The sequence below is a fragment of the Kitasatospora sp. DSM 101779 genome (assembly GCF_025655475.1).
Taxonomy (GTDB): domain Bacteria; phylum Actinomycetota; class Actinomycetes; order Streptomycetales; family Streptomycetaceae; genus Kitasatospora.
Window position 1 is genome coordinate 4,191,154 of sequence record NZ_JAHTIK010000001.1, and the last position, 14,731, is coordinate 4,205,884.

General features: G+C 71.7%; 9 protein-coding genes. 3 read left to right on the forward strand and 6 right to left on the reverse strand.

Translation table 11 applies throughout. The features are described 5' to 3' along the window. Nucleotides 1–181: 181 nt before the first annotated feature. Nucleotides 182–2,512 carry a murein biosynthesis integral membrane protein MurJ gene (murJ, locus tag KSNIM_RS19045; protein WP_263104412.1) on the reverse strand — a complete coding sequence of 777 codons (2,331 nt, stop codon included), beginning with the start codon at nucleotides 2,510–2,512 and terminating at the stop codon, nucleotides 182–184. A 41-nt stretch (nucleotides 2,513–2,553) separates the two neighbouring features. Then, entirely contained in the window at nucleotides 2,554–4,920 is a 2,367-nt protein-coding gene (locus KSNIM_RS19050; protein WP_263104413.1) for a DUF6049 family protein, read from the reverse strand. A gap of 366 nt (nucleotides 4,921–5,286) precedes the next feature. On the opposite strand from KSNIM_RS19050, the gene KSNIM_RS19055 reads away from it, so the two are divergent. Together KSNIM_RS19055 and KSNIM_RS19060 are read left to right on the forward strand one after the other, a co-directional pair. Then, nucleotides 5,287–6,729 (forward strand): CCA tRNA nucleotidyltransferase, encoded by a 1,443-nt coding sequence (locus KSNIM_RS19055; protein WP_411543871.1) that lies wholly within the window; start codon nucleotides 5,287–5,289, stop codon nucleotides 6,727–6,729. A gap of 122 nt (nucleotides 6,730–6,851) precedes the next feature. Continuing rightward, a complete protein-coding gene (locus tag KSNIM_RS19060; RefSeq protein WP_263104414.1) occupies nucleotides 6,852–7,568 on the forward strand; it encodes a restriction endonuclease in 717 nt (238 codons plus the stop codon). Nucleotides 7,569–7,619: 51 nt separating this feature from the next. Here the strand turns inward: KSNIM_RS19060 and KSNIM_RS19065 are convergent, their stop codons facing one another. From KSNIM_RS19065 to KSNIM_RS19080, 4 genes are all read right to left on the reverse strand, one after another. After that, nucleotides 7,620–8,294: a hypothetical protein gene (locus KSNIM_RS19065; RefSeq protein ID WP_263104415.1), complete on the reverse strand. Its 675-nt coding sequence runs from the start codon at nucleotides 8,292–8,294 to the stop codon at nucleotides 7,620–7,622. 47 nt (nucleotides 8,295–8,341) lie between these two features. Continuing rightward, nucleotides 8,342–9,694, reverse strand: a complete 1,353-nt coding sequence (locus KSNIM_RS19070) for an MFS transporter (RefSeq protein ID WP_263104416.1) — start codon at nucleotides 9,692–9,694, stop codon at nucleotides 8,342–8,344. A 150-nt stretch (nucleotides 9,695–9,844) separates the two neighbouring features. Then, complete coding sequence (locus tag KSNIM_RS19075; RefSeq protein WP_263104417.1) at nucleotides 9,845–10,927, reverse strand: inositol-3-phosphate synthase; 1,083 nt, start codon at nucleotides 10,925–10,927, stop codon at nucleotides 9,845–9,847. 135 nt (nucleotides 10,928–11,062) lie between these two features. After that, on the reverse strand, nucleotides 11,063–11,746 hold the full coding sequence (locus tag KSNIM_RS19080; protein WP_263104418.1) for a PadR family transcriptional regulator: 684 nt from the start codon (nucleotides 11,744–11,746) through the stop codon (nucleotides 11,063–11,065). Nucleotides 11,747–12,144: 398 nt separating this feature from the next. Between KSNIM_RS19080 and KSNIM_RS19085 the strand changes: the two genes are divergently transcribed. Continuing rightward, nucleotides 12,145–14,709: a transglycosylase domain-containing protein gene (locus KSNIM_RS19085; protein ID WP_263104419.1), complete on the forward strand. Its 2,565-nt coding sequence runs from the start codon at nucleotides 12,145–12,147 to the stop codon at nucleotides 14,707–14,709. Nucleotides 14,710–14,731 lie beyond the last annotated feature (22 nt).

Below are 14,731 nucleotides of genomic sequence, written 5' to 3' on the forward strand. Positions count from 1 at the left end.
CCGCCCGGCCGCCGGGGCGCCGGACCCGCCAGGACAATTGTGCCCACTGATTCTCCCCTGGTACGACCGCTGGGCCGCCCGACCGGTTGCGCAATCATCCGCGATCCGGTGGACGGCCCGTCATCGGGGTCCCCCCTCGGCGCGACCGCTCGGGTCGCGCCGGGTTGACGCTATGTCATGCTCAGCGGCCGAGTCGGCTGCGGACCATGCCGACCATCGCGTTCAGCTCCTCGATGCGCATCCGTCGGGCGACCAGCAGGAAGGCGCCGATCTGCACCGCCGCGGCGAGCACCAGGGTGATCACCCCGGCCACCCAGCCGTCCAGGAGGTCGAGCATCACCAGCTCGACGGCGAGGCCGAAGGCGGCGGCCGGCAGCGAGGCGATCGCGAGGCGGACGTAGGTCCGGCCGATCCGGCCGGTGTCCAGACCGCCGATCCGGGCCTTCAGCCGGGGCACCGCGACGGCGACGCCGACCGCGTACGAGGCGCCGTAGCAGAGCGCCATGCCGGTGACCGCCCACTGGGGCGGGAGCACCAGCCAGCAGAGCACCGCGGTCGCCGCCTGGCAGGCGGCCACCCAGACGGTGTTGGAGAACGGGGTGCGGGTGTCCTCGTAGGCGTAGAAGCCGCGCAGCAGCACGTACTGCACGGAGTACGGGATCAGGCCGAGCGCGAATGCCGACAGCATGTAGCCGATCGACAGGGCGCCGTGGGCCGCCGAGCCGCCGTTGCCGAGGCCGTAGACGGCGTAGCCGATGACCGGGCCGAGGGAGAGGAACAGGAAGGCCGCCGGGACGATCGCCACCGCCGAGGTACGCAGCCCGTACGACAGGTCGTCGCGGACGGCGCCGGCGTCGTGTTCGGCGGCGGCCCGGGAGAGCCGCGGCAGCACCGCGCTCATCACCGAGACCGTCACCACCGCCATCGGCAGCTGCCAGATCAGCAGGGCGTTGGAGTACGCGGCGAGGCCGACGCCCAGGTGGCCGTCCTCCTCGGCAGCGATGCCGGCGGCGGTGGCGAGCTGGGTGACGACCAGGAAACCCGCCTGGTTGGCCAGCACGAACAGGAAGGTCCACTTCGCCAGCCGGGCGGCCTTGCCCAGGCCGTGGCCGCGCCAGTCGAAGCGCGGCTTGAACGAGAACCCGGCGGCCCGCAGGTAGGGGATCATCGACAGCGCCTGGACGGCCAGGCCCAGCAGGGTGCCGATGCCGAGCAGCCGGACGCCCTCGGGGGCGATCGTCTGCGGGGTCACCTGGCTGTGCTGGAAGGTGCCGTAGACCCAGATGTAGGCGCCGAAGGTGAAGATCACCACCAGGTTGTTGAGCACCGGCGTCCACATCATCGCCCCGAACCGGCCGCGGGCGTTGAGGATCTGGCCCATCACCACGTGCACGCCCATGAAGAACATGGTCGGCAGGCAGTACCGGGCCAGCGCGACCGTGGTCTCCGCACTCGCGGGGTCCCGCATCAGCGAGTGCGAGATCAGCTGGACGAGCAGCGGCGCGGCGACCACGGCCACCGCCGCCACGCCCGCCAGGCCGCAGACCACCAGGGTGAGCAGCCGGTTGGCGTAGGCGGTTCCGCCGTCCTCGTCGTTCTTCATGCTCCGGACGAGCTGCGGCACGAAGACGGCGTTCAGCGCGCCGCCGCCGATCAGGATGTAGAGCAGCGTCGGCAGGGTGTTGGCGGCGTTGTACGAGTCGCCCATCGTGCCGACGCCGATCGCGGCGGCGATGACCATCGTCCGGAGGAAGCCGGTGCCGCGGGAGACGAGCGTGCCGGCGGCCATCACCGCACTGGAGTTGACCAGGCTCGCGACCTTGGCGCCGGCCGGGGTCGGGGGCGCGGTCGGCGGTGCCGCAGGCGGTGGCCCGGCGGGCGGGGCGGTGGCGGGCGGGGTCGTGGTGGGCGGGACGGTGGACTGCGGGCCGCTGCCCTCGGCGAGCGCCTCGTGCAGGCTCGCCTCCTCCGGGGTGAGCGGCGGGTCGAACTCGATCGTCGGGACGAAGGGCTGCGGCTCGGGGGCGCTGCGCTCGCCGCTCAGCAGCGCGTCGACGCCCAGGTAGTCGGCCGCCTCGGCCTCGGCCTCTGCTTCTGCTCTTGCTTCGGCTTCGGTCCCCGCCTCGGTGGGCCCGGTGTCCCCGGCTTCGTCGTCGTCCTCGTCGTCCTCGTCGTCCTCGTCGTCCTCGCCGTGCTCGCCGTGCGGGGCGGGTGGCTCCGCCGCGGTCAGCACCGGGGCGCCCGCCCAGTGCGGGACGGGGGCACCGAGGGCCGCCGGCTGCGCCTCGGAGGGCTGCGGACCGGGCTGCGGCGGCAGGGCCGCCGCCTCGGCGGCGGCCAGCCCGTACGGATCGTGCTCCGCCGCGCTGCCGAAGGCGTCGCCCGCGTGCGGATCACGGGAGTAGGTGTCGTCCACGTACCAGTCGGTGGCAGGTTCGGCGGCCTTCGGCCCGCCCGTGCCGCCGGGACCGCCCCGGCCCTGTGCTCGCTCCTCGCGCGGACCGCTGCTCATGCCACCTCTTCGCTGGTCGGTGGAGCCCGGACGGGGTTCCCTCAGTGACCAACCTTCTCATCACCGGTGGCCCGATCCCGGGCATCTGCGGCGCTCTCCGGCGTGGAGTCGGACGCCTCCCCGGGGCCCTTCCGGCCCGCCTCCGCGGGGGCCTCCCCGGCGGCCTTCCCACCGGTCTCCCCGCCCGCGGCGGTCTCCCCTTCGGCCTCGGCCTCCTCCGGCTCCAGCAGCCGCTCTGGGTCGAGGTCGACCTCGCCGGCCGCGGAGCGCTTCTTGCGCTGCAGGTAGAACCGGACGCCGGCCAGCGCCATCAGCACCACGCCGCCGCCGATGACGTACATGACGCCGCTCGCCACCGAGGTCACCTCGACGGTGAAGGACACCGCCTTGCCGTACGGCTGCGCGTTCGGCCCGGTCGTCCACAGCTGGGCGGTCATCTGCACCGGCCCGTTGACCTGCGCCTCGGCGGGGAAGCGGAAGGTGCGGCTGGTGGTGCCGTCCAGCACCACGGTCGCCGGCTGGCCCACGTTGAGCCGGTTCACCTGCGAGGAGGTGACGCGCAGTTCGAGGTTGCCGACCGCCTGGTTGAGGTCGTTCTTGACGCTGATGAGCAGGATGGCGTTGTCGCCCGGCAGCGTGATCGCGCTCTTGGCGGGCACCTTCACCGCCGTGGTGAGGTTGACCAGGTAGCTCTGCACGCCGTCCCGGTACGCCGCGGACGACTCCGCGTGGTCGCGCCACTCGGTGGACATCGAGCGGACCATCGCGGCGTTGAACGGGCCGCGCACCCGCTGCGGCTGGGTGAGGATCTGCAGCAGCTGGTCCAGCCCGGTCTGCACGCCCATCACCGAGCTCAGCGCGGCCGGGGAGAGCTCGGATCCCCGCAGGTCGCCCGGGTAGTCGCCCGGCACGGAGCCGTTGGCGTCCGGGTCGGCCGGGGCCGTGGCCACCGCGTCGAGGCGGGTGGGCGCCACCCAGCCGTTCGGCTGCGCGGCCGCGTGCAGGGCGTCGGCCAGCGCCTCCGCGGTGCCCACCGTCAGTGTCCGGGAGGGCATCACCAGCAGGCTGCGCTGGTCGTCCGGGCGCTGCTGGGTGATCGTCATCGTCTCGGCCAGGAAGCGCTGCTCCGCGAGGCTCTGCGCCTGGTCGGAGTCGAGGTCGCCGGAGAACAGCGAGGAGAGCACCGGGTCGGCCACCACCGCGGTCTGCCCGTTGCCGATCGGCCGCGCCGCGTTCGGCGTGTAGGCGAGCGAGCGCGACTCCGGCATGCTCGACCCGTTCACCAGCACCAGGTCGGCGCCGGTGGTGCGGGCGACACCGGCGGTCTGCTGGTCCAGCCGGCCCTGGTACGGCCAGGCGACACCGCTGCTCACGTCCACCGACAGCCGGCCCTCGGCGGTCACCTTGCCTGCGGTGGACGCCTTGCGCAGCGCGGTGTCCATGCCTGCCAGCCCGCTGCCGTTGTGCGCGATCGAGGCCAGGTCAGGGTCGGCGTACGGCAGCGCCACGACCTGCGAGCCGTTGGCGGCCACCGCCGTGCGCAGCTGCGCCAGCCAGGCGGTGGCGGCGTTCTGGCCGGTGCCGGCGACGGTGTTCTCGGCCTTGGCGGACTCGCCCCCCGTGCCGGGCTTCTGCACCCGGTACGGCTTGGTCATCGCGTAGACCGTGTCCAGCAGGTCCGGGTCGATCACCCAGGTCAGGTTGGGCAGGGTCTGGCCGATGGACACCAGCTTGCCGAGCCGGCCGTTCGGAGCGAGCTCGGTCGTCAGGCTGTCGTCCCGCAGCACCGGCATCTGGTCGTCGTCCGGCATGGTCTGGGCGACCAGCTCGGGGGCGTGGGTGATCGGCCACAGCGTGGCGATCCTGGTCTGCTTGCCGCTCGGCGCGGTGTTGTACGGCAGGAAGGTGCGGGCGATGCCCAGCGGGCGGTCCTCGTCCGTGTCGCGGACGTCCACCGCCAGCTCGTACACGCCGGCCGTCCTGAGGCCGAGGTCCGAGGTCGACACCTGCAGGACGTACGGCCGGGACTGCCCCGGGGCGAGGTCGCCGAGGTCCGCCTTGTGCCCCGGCAGGACGGTGCCGTCCTTGCTGGTCGGGTTGGTGCGCCCGGCGACCAGGTTGATCGCGCTGCGGGTGGTCAGCTCCTCCTTGGGGGAGCGCAGCACCACGTGGGCCGCCTTCACCGTGGACGAGCCGGCGTTGGTGACCCGGCCGGTGACGGTCACCGTGGCGTTGTCGCCCGCCACCGGCGCGGAGACCGAGTCGATCTGCACGGTCGCCGGGTAGTCCGGGGAGGCGGCCGGGAAGGCCGTCCGCGCGGGGGCCGCGGCAGTGGCGTACGGCGCCGCGGACAGCAGGACGGTGCTGCCGGCCAGCACCGCCGCCAGGCGGCGGGCCGCCCGTCCCACACGTCCGTACGCTGTCAGGCCGTGCCGAGCCTCGCCCACGTGCTGTGCCCTCGCCGTTTCTCGATCGAATGAGTGGATGACCATGACCACCGCGGACCCGGCCGGAGGCCTCGTCCGGCGCCGGGCAGCCCCGGCCGACCGGAGCACCCGCGGGCGCCGCCCGTACCTGGCTCTCCCGGCATGGTAACGACGTGTCCGAGCCACCGGTGGTGCGGGCCGCCGACTGCCCGGCGGGGGCACCCGGCGCACCCGGGCGACGAGCGCCGCACACGGGAAAACGGACAGGCGGCGGTGCCTGCCGGGCACGTACCCTAGGGAGCCGTGTCCACTGCCAATGACTCCAGCGTCCATCATTCCAGTTCCACCGTGCCGACCGCCCTGCCCGGGCTGAGTGAGGCGCAGACCCTCGGTCTGCAGGAACTGCTCCGGGTCTCGCCGGTCGCCGACGAGATCGCCCGCCGCTTCCAGGCGGCCGGCTTCCGGTTGGCGCTGGTCGGCGGATCCGTCCGGGACGCGCTGCTCGGCCGGCTGGGCAACGACCTGGACTTCACCACCGACGCCCGCCCGCACCAGGTGCTCAAGCTGGTCAAGGGCTGGGCCGACGCGGTCTGGGACGTCGGTATCGCCTTCGGCACCGTGGGCGCCCGCAAGGACACCGCCGACGGCTCCTTCCTGATCGAGATCACCACCTACCGCTCCGAGGCGTACGACCGTTCCTCGCGCAAGCCCGAGGTCACCTACGGCGACACCATCGAGCAGGACCTCGTCCGTCGCGACTTCACCGTCAACGCGATGGCCGTCGACCTGCCCGGCCGCGGCTTCGTCGACCCGCACCGCGGCCTGGAGGACCTGGAGGCCCGGGTGCTGCGCACCCCGGCGACCCCGGAGGAGTCCTTCTCCGACGACCCGCTGCGGATGATGCGCGCGGCCCGGTTCGCCGCCCAGCTGGACTTCACGCCCGCGCCCGAGGTCGTCGCGGCGATGACCGCCATGGCCGAGCGGATCACCATCGTCTCCGCCGAGCGCGTCCAGGCCGAGCTCAACAAGCTGCTGCTCGCCGCCCACCCGGTGAAGGGCCTGCGGCTGCTGGTCGACACCGGCCTCGCCGAGCACGTGCTGCCGGAGCTGCCCGCGCTGCGACTGGAGAGTGACGAGCACCACCGCCACAAGGACGTCTACGAGCACTCGCTCACCGTCCTGGAGCAGGCGATCGCGCTGGAGCAGGACGGTCCGGACCTCACCCTGCGACTGGCCGCGCTGCTGCACGACATCGGCAAGCCGCGCACCCGCCGCTTCGAGTCCGACGGCCGGGTCTCCTTCCACCACCACGAGGTGGTCGGCGCCAAGATGACCCGCAAGCGGATGCGCGCCCTCAAGTACTCCAACGAGCTGGTGGACGAGGTCTCCCGGCTGGTCGAGCTGCACCTGCGGTTCCACGGCTACGGCGGCGGCGAGTGGACGGACTCGGCGGTGCGACGCTACGTCACCGACGCGGGCCCGCTGCTGGAGCGGCTGCACAAGCTCACCCGCTCCGACTGCACCACCCGCAATCGCAAGAAGGCCGCCGCCCTCGCCCGCACCTACGACTCCCTGGAGGAGCGGATCACCCTGCTCAAGGAGCAGGAGGAGCTCGACGCGATCCGGCCGGCGCTGGACGGCAACCAGATCATGGAGCTGCTCGGCCTCAAGCCCGGCCCGCAGGTCGGCAAGGCCTACAAGTTCCTGATGGAACTCCGCCTGGAGCACGGCCCGATGGAGTACGAGGACGCCGTCGCCGCGCTGCGGGAGTGGTGGGCCGGCCAGCAGTGAGCGGGCCGGCCTCGGCCGGGAACCCAGTATTCGAGCATTGCCGAGCGTAACCACCCGCTCGGCGGAGCGTTGCTCCGTCCGAGGGAGGGGATCCGCCCCTCCCCGGACGGAAGGACACGGCCATGGCTGTGGATGCAGTCCTCCTGGAGTCGCCGACCATGCGGGCGACCGTCGCCGACCGGGTCGAGGCACTCGACCGGGTGCGGGCACTGGAACTGCTGCCGGACGGCGTGCACGTCACCACCGAGGGAGTGGCGGCCTACTTCGGGGTGAGCCTCAAGGCCATCTACTCCCTGGTGGTCGATCACCGGTCCGAGCTGGCCGCCAACGGGTACGTCGTGGTGGCCGGTGCGCGACTGGCCTCCTTCAAGGAGGTCAGTGGGATTCGGTCGCGCGCCCGCTCCCTCGCCCTGTTCACCAGGCGTGCCGTCCTCAACGTCGCCATGCTGCTGCGGGACAGCGAGACCGCCCGGCAGGTGCGCTGCCACCTGCTGGACGCCGAGCAGGCCGCGCGCCGGACGGCTGTGGAAAACGCCGCACTGCCTGTGGACAACGCGCCGCGGTGGCCCGAGGGCTCGCTGCAGGCGGCGGTCGCGGGGGTGGCCGAGCATGTGGTGCGGGACGTCGTCGGCACGGCGGTGGTGCCGCTGCTCAATGCACTGGCGGTCGAGGTCGGCCGGAACAGCAGCAAGATCGACGCGATGGCCGACCGGGTGGACCGGCTGGAGCGGGTCGTCCTCGACGACGGCGAGCGCGCCGTCGCCCGGCGCCGCCGGCTGCTGCTGCAGGCCGTCGAGGAGGGTGCGGACGGTGACGAGCTGGCCGTCCTGCTGAGCTGACGGCGCAGGGCCCGGGGACGGGTGTCCCCGGGCCCTGCGGTGCGCCGGCGGTCAGAACTTCTTCGGCGAGGCGGTCGAACCCGGGGTCTTGACCGAACCGGAGGTGAGCGGGCCGAGGCAGAGCACGTAGTGCTTCTTGCGCCAGCGGCGGCCGGTGCTGCCGCTGAAGGTGGCCGTCGTCCCGGGGGTGCCGTCGCAGGCGGCCGCGCTGCCGCCGCTGATGTTGTTCAGCACCTTGTAGGTGGCCTTCGGGTCGGTGCAGGCCACCTTGGAGACGCTCTTGTAGCCGGTCTTCTCCACGCAGTCGCCCGCCTTGGCGGCTGAGGGCGAGGAGTCGGCGACGAAGAACCCGATGACGATCACGAGCGCGCCGGCCGCCACCACGCCGGCACGCAGCCAGAACCTCAGCCCGCGCTTCGGCTTCGGCGGTGCGGGCACGGCGGCGGGCCCGGGCGGCGGCGGGTACGCGGGTGCCTGGTGTCCCGGGCCGCCACCGTACGGGGGCTGCGGTCCGCCGGGCGGGGCGGGCGGCTGCTGTCCCGGGCCGGGGTAGCCGTACGCCGGCGGCGGCGACCCGTAGGCGGGAGGTTGGCCGTAGGCGGGTGGCTGCCCGTAGGCCGGTGGCTGGCCGTACGCCGGAGGCGGCGGGGGTGCGCCGTAGGGCGGCTGGCCCTGGGGCGCCGTGCCGTACTGCGGCTGGCCGTACGGATTCTGCGGTGTGCTCATCGATCCCCCCGTGGGCTGCTGAGGTCGCGCCGGTACGCGGACGTACCTTAGCGACTCCCGGCGGGCCGACGGGACGTCAGTCCCTGCCCGCGGCGGTCGGAACGGGCCGCCCGGGCGTAGTACAGGGCGCCCAGCGCGTAGGTCAGGGCGACCCCGCAGACCACCGCGACGGACCGTCCGTCCAGCGGCAGGACCACGGCGGTCACGCCGGCGGCGGCGACGAAGGAGACGTTGAACAGGACGTCGTAGACGGCGAAGACCCGGCCCCGGTAGTCGTCCTCGACCGACTCCTGGACGAGCGTGTCGGCGCAGATCTTGGTGCCCTGGGTGACCACGCCGAGCAGCAGCGCGGCGACCAGGCTCGGCCACTCGCGGAACGACAGGCCGAGGGCGGGGACGAAGACCGCCGCGGCGGCGAGGCAGGTCACCATCCACCCGGTGAGGCCGAGCCTGCGGGTGCACCAGGGGCTGATCAGTGCGGCAAGGAAGAAGCCGACCGCGGAGAATCCGACCGCGCGGCCGAGGCTGGTCAGGCCGCCGGCGGCGTCGTCGGGGGAGTTGAAGGTGTAGCGGGAGAGCATCAGCACCACGACGATCAGCACGCCGTAGCAGAACCGGGCCAGGGTGACCGCGGCCAGCGCGTGGGTGGCCGGGCGGCAGTCGCGGACCAGGTGCCGCAGTGCGGTGCCGAGGTCGCGGGCGGCGGTGGTGAGCGCCCGGCGCAGTGGCGGACGGCCGGGGTGGTGCTCGGGGCCGAGCAGGTCGCGGTCGATGAGCAGCGCGGCCAGTGCGGCGGAGAGGTAGAGCAGGGCGGCGATGCCGACCAGGGCGGCGTCGGCCCGCGGGCTGGGCGGGAGCACCTGGTGGACGAGGAATCCGAGCCCGCCGCCGAGGGTGGCGGCGACCGTGCCCAGGGTGGGGGAGACGGCGTTGGCGGTGACCAGCTGCCCGGGTCCGACCACCCGGGGCAGCGCGGCGGACAGGCCCGCCAGGATGAACCGGTTGAGGGCGGTGACCAGCAGCGCGGAGGCGAAGAAGAGCCACTCGGGGGCGCGGCCGAGCAGCAGGGCCGCGGTGACCAGGCCCAGCCCGAAGCGGGCGAGGTTGCCGTAGTGGAGGACCTGCCGGCGGCGCCAGCGGTCGAGCAGCACACCGGCGAACGGGCCGACCACCGAGAACGGCAGCAGCATGACGGCCAACACCGCGGCGATGTCGGCGGGGGAGGACTGCCGCTCGGGTGAGAAGATCACGTACGCGGCCAGCGCGACCTGGAAGGTGCCGTCGGAGAGCTGGCTGAGCATCCGGACCACGAGCAGCCGGCGGAAGTCGCGCCCGCGCAACAGCCCGCGGAGGGTGGCGCGCTGGGGAGCCTGCCTGCCGTCGTTCTGGATGATCGCCACCCCGACAGGTTGCCATGCCGGGCGGCGCGGTTTCACGTGAAACATCCCTCGGCTCCGGGAACGCCGATGGGCCCCGGTCGTCGACCGGGGCCCATCGGGGTGAGACCGCTCAGCGGATCAGCGCCCGTCGCCGGGTGCGGTGCCGCTGGTTCAGCGCTCGACCTCGCCGCGGATGAACTTCTCGACGTTCTCCTTGGCCTCGTCGTCGAAGTACTGGACCGGCGGGGACTTCATGAAGTAGGAGGACGCGGAGAGGATCGGGCCGCCGATGCCGCGGTCCTTGGCGATCTTCGCGGCGCGCACGGCGTCGATGATGACACCGGCCGAGTTCGGGGAGTCCCAGACCTCGAGCTTGTACTCCAGGTTCAGCGGGACGTCGCCGAACGCGCGGCCCTCGAGGCGGACGTACGCCCACTTGCGGTCGTCGAGCCACGCGACGTAGTCGGACGGGCCGATGTGGACGTTCTTCGCACCCAGCTCGCGGTCGCGGATCTGCGAGGTGACGGCCTGGGTCTTGGAGATCTTCTTGGACTCCAGGCGCTCGCGCTCGAGCATGTTCTTGAAGTCCATGTTGCCGCCGACGTTCAGCTGCATGGTGCGCTCGAGGATGACACCGCGGTCCTCGAAGAGCTTCGCCATCACGCGGTGCGTGATGGTGGCGCCGACCTGCGACTTGATGTCGTCACCGACGATCGGCACGCCGGCCTCGGTGAACTTGTCCGCCCACTCCTTGGTGCCGGCGATGAACACCGGGAGGGCGTTCACGAAGGCGACCTTGGCGTCGATGGCGCACTGGGCGTAGAACTTGGCCGCGGCCTCGGAACCGACGGGCAGGTAGCAGACCAGGACGTCGACCTGCTTGTCCTTGAGAACCTGGACGACGTCGACCGGGGCCTCGTCCGACTCCTCGATGGTCTCGAGGTAGTACTTGCCCAGGCCGTCCAGGGTGTGGCCGCGCTGAACGGTGACGCCGGTCGGCGGCACGTCGCAGATCTTGATGGTGTTGTTCTCGCTGTTGCCGATGGCGTCGGCCAGGTCGAAGCCGACCTTCTTGGCGTCGACGTCGAACGCGGCGACGAACTCCACGTCACGGACGTGGTAGTCGCCGAACTGCACGTGCATCAGCCCGGGGACCTTGCCGGCCGGGTCGGCGTCCTTGTAGTACTCGACACCCTGCACCAGCGACGCGGCGCAGTTGCCCACGCCCACGATGGCTACGCGAACCGAACCCATTCCGGTTGCTCCCTGTGTTCTCATGAGGCCCGCCGGGAAGGCGGTTCTCGTCCCTACTGGTATGACTGTCTGACGGGCGCGCGGCGCCCACTCCTCCCGTGGATCCGGTGCTGCGAGGGCACCGGGCCGCGGGTCTCAGCGCTCCTGAGCGGAGCGCCCCGGGCGGTCGTGCGGTGGCCCCGGCGGGTCCGAGGACCCGGCCTCCTGGCCACGGCCGTCCGAAGTCTGTGTCGCACCGGTCGACGCGCCGTTGCGCCCGGTGCGGTTGGCACGCTCGGTCTCGATGAGCTCGTTGAGCCAGCGGACCTCGCGCTCCACCGATTCGAGTCCGTGCCGCTGGAGTTCGAGGGTGTAGTCGTCGAACCGCTCGCGGGTGCGGGCGATCGAGGTGCGCATCCGCTCCAGCCGCTCCTCCAGCCGGCTGCGGCGGCCCTCCAGGACGCGCATCCGCACGGCCTTGTCGGTCCGCGCGAAGAACGCGAAGTGGACGCCGAAGTGCTCGTCCTCCCAGGCGTCCGGGCCCGAGTCGGCGAGCAGCTCCTCGAAGCGCTGCTTGCCCTCGGGGGAGAGCCGGTAGACGATCTTCGACCGCTTGCCGTTGAGCGCGGTGGCGGGAACGTACTCGACGTCCGGGTTGTCCTCGACCAGGAAGCCCTGGGCGACCAGGTTCTTCAGGCAGGGGTACAGCGTGCCGTACGAGAACGCGCGGAACGAGCCGAGCAGGACGTTGAGGCGCTTGCGCAGCTCGTAGCCGTGCATCGGGGCGTCGTGCAGCAGTCCGAGAACGGCGAACTCCAGCACTCCGGAACGCCTGCTCATCCCCTGCCGCCTCCTCTCCCCGTGGCCGTCCGGTCCGATGCACGGCGCGGCTATGCCGCTCCGATGTATCGGCTCGATATATCGAGAACAGTAAACCGGGGTCACGATGCGAGCAAGGGGGGCACGCGTGAACGTGATCACAAGGCGGCCGCGGTGCGTGGCGATGGGGCGCGTGCGGGCCCCGCGTCAAGGCCGACGCGGGCCGCTAGGCAACGGCACTGTAATGATCTGCCGAAGATATGTGGCTTTTGTCCTTTGATGTCCGAATGTTGACGTTTGAAGGATGCGTACGCTGTCGCGTGTGCACGAGGACCACCTCCGGGGATCAGGCGGTTGCGGGCATCGGACGTGAACCCTGCCTTCGGGCCCGGACAGCCCGACCGAGGAGTTGCTGAGAGATGAGCGAACACCGGCGAAGGTCGCCCAACGGAGGCGGCCAGCCCCCGGGCGGCCCTGGCGACGGTCGTCGCCCGTACCCCCAGGGCAACCCCTCGCAGGGTGCGTCCTCCCACGGTCGGCCCGGCCAGGACGAGCTCCGGGCCGACGGGCTCCGCCGTGCGCGTGCGGCCGCTCGCGAGACCGCCCAGCAGCCCCGGCTCACCCGGGCCGAGATGCGCCGCCAGGCCCAGAAGGGCGGAGGCGGTGGTGGCGGGCGCCGCGGCGGCCCGCCGGCCGGCAGCCCGGGCAAGAAGAAGTTCATCGACTACCCGCGCTGGGGCAAGAGCGGCCTCCGCCGCTGGATCCCCTCGTGGAAGCAGATCCTCACGCTCTTCCTGATCTTCTTCGGCGGCACCGTCGCGGCCGTGGGCGTCGCCTTCGCGATGACCCCCGTCCCGGACGCCAACAAGCAGTTCGACGAGCAGAACAACATCTACTTCTGGGCCGACGGCAGTGAGATGACCCGCAAGGGCACCACCAACCGCCAGGTCGTCCCGCTGGCCGACATCAGCCGGGCGGCGCAGGACACCACGATCGCGGCCGAGAACGAGACCTTCCGCACCGACAAGGGCATCGACCCCAAGGGCATCGCCCGCGCCGTCTACAAGATGGCCACCGGCGGCGAGACCCAGGGCGGTTCGACGATCACCCAGCAGTACGTCAAGAACTACTACCTGAGCCGTGATCAGACCCTGACCCGCAAGGTCAAGGAGCTGTTCATCACGCTCAAGATCGCCGACCGGAAGGACGAGGTGCTCAAGGGCTACCTCAACACCAGCTGGTACGGCCGGAACTCCATCGGGGTCCAGGCCGCGGCGCAGGCGTACTACGGCAAGGACGCCTCGAAGATCGACATCTGCCAGGGCGCCATGCTGGCCGGCCTGCTCAAGGGCGCCGGCCTCTACGACCCGTCGCTGAACCCCGAGAACCACAAGCGCATGCAGGAGCGCTGGGAGTACGTCCTCAACCGGATGGTCGTCGCCAACCTCGCCTCCAAGGAGGACGTCGACAAGTGCGGCAAGGCCTTCCCGGAGCCGATCCCGCCGAAGGCCGCGTCCAACATGACCGGTGAGATCAGCTACCTGGTGGAGACGGCCAACAAGTACCTGATGGCGAAGGACCCGACCATCACGGACGCCGAGCTCCAGCGCGGCGGCTACAAGATCTACACCACCTTCGAGAAGTCCAAGGTCGACGCGCTGAAGAACGCCGTGGACGGCTTCCAGAAGGACAACCTCCACCCGGACAGGCGCGACCAGGACAAGTTCGTGCAGATGGGCGCCGCCTCGGTGCTGCCCAACGACGGTGCCATCGTGGCCATCTACGGTGGCGAGGGCATCGAGAAGGGCCACTACACCAACAACGCCGACGCCACCGGCATCCCGGTCGGCTCGACCTTCAAGCCCTTCGTCCTGGCCACCGCCATGCAGACCGGCGTGCTGACCAAGACGGACGACGACGGCAAGCCGACCAGGATCAGCACCGACAGCCGGTACATGGCCAACAACCTGACCGAGATCTTCAAGCCGGACGGCAGCCCCGTCATAGGCGACAACGGCCAGCCCTACCGCCAGCGCAACGACAGCACCTCCGCCCCGGGGTACGTGACGCTGAAGGAGGCCATGAAGAACTCCTACAACGTGCCCTTCGTCCAGCTCAACCAGGACGTCGGCGGTAAGAACGTCGAGGCCATGGTGCTGAGGATGGGCCTGCGCCAGGCCAGCCTGGCGCCGTCCAGCACCATCACCTTCCCGCTCGGCACCTCGACCCCGAGCGCGATCCGCATGGCCTCGGCCTACTCGGTGTTCGCCGCCCACGGCCAGCAGACCGACCCGTACTCGGTGAAGCGGGTGACCAAGGACGGCATCGAGCTGCCCCAGTTCACCAAGTCGACCCCGAAGAAGGTGCTCGACGCGGCCGTCGCCGACAACATCACCGACGTGCTGGAGAACGTGGCCAAGAACGGCACCGGTAAGAAGACCAACGAGCTGGGCTTCCCGGTGGCGGGCAAGACCGGTACCACCGACGCCGGCACCTCGGCCTGGTGGGTCGGCTACACCAACAGCCTGGTGACCTCGGTCGGCATGTGGCGCGAGGAGCCGGGCAAGCCCGGTCTGCTCTCGCTCGACGGCACCGCCGGCAAGACCGAGATCCACGGTGGTGACTTCCCGACCGACGTCTTCACCCGCTACATGAAGGTCATCGGCCCGGGCAGCCCGCGCAACTTCCCGGACCCGGAGGAGGCCGGTGTGAAGGTGGACGCCTCGGGCGCCCCGTCCACCGCCTCGCCCTCCGCCTCCGCCTCGGCCTCGACCAGTGCCTCGCCCACGGAGAGCCCGTCGACCACGCCGAGCCCGACCAGCGGGCCGACCGGCGGCACCCCGTCGCCGACCGCCACGCAGAGCTGCTTCATCCTCTGCCCGACCCGGACGCCCACCCGGCCCGGCAAGCCGTCGCCGAGTCCGACCGACACCTCCACCCTGGGCGGCGGCGGTGGCGGCGGAGGAGCCCTGCCGGGACAGTGACCGAACACCGGCGCCGGTCCAC

Bases quoted from the DNA above. Each gene is read 5' to 3' on its own strand.
- KSNIM_RS19065 (WP_263104415.1), bottom strand. From the start codon at position 8,294: ATGAGCACACCGCAGAATCCGTACGGCCAGCCGCAGTACGGCACGGCG.
- KSNIM_RS19080 (WP_263104418.1), bottom strand. From the start codon at position 11,746: ATGAGCAGGCGTTCCGGAGTGCTGGAGTTCGCCGTTCTCGGACTGCTG.
- murJ (WP_263104412.1), bottom strand. From the start codon at position 2,512: ATGAGCAGCGGTCCGCGCGAGGAGCGAGCACAGGGCCGGGGCGGTCCC.
- KSNIM_RS19060 (WP_263104414.1), top strand. From the start codon at position 6,852: ATGGCTGTGGATGCAGTCCTCCTGGAGTCGCCGACCATGCGGGCGACC.
- KSNIM_RS19075 (WP_263104417.1), bottom strand. From the start codon at position 10,927: ATGGGTTCGGTTCGCGTAGCCATCGTGGGCGTGGGCAACTGCGCCGCG.
- KSNIM_RS19085 (WP_263104419.1), top strand. From the start codon at position 12,145: ATGAGCGAACACCGGCGAAGGTCGCCCAACGGAGGCGGCCAGCCCCCG.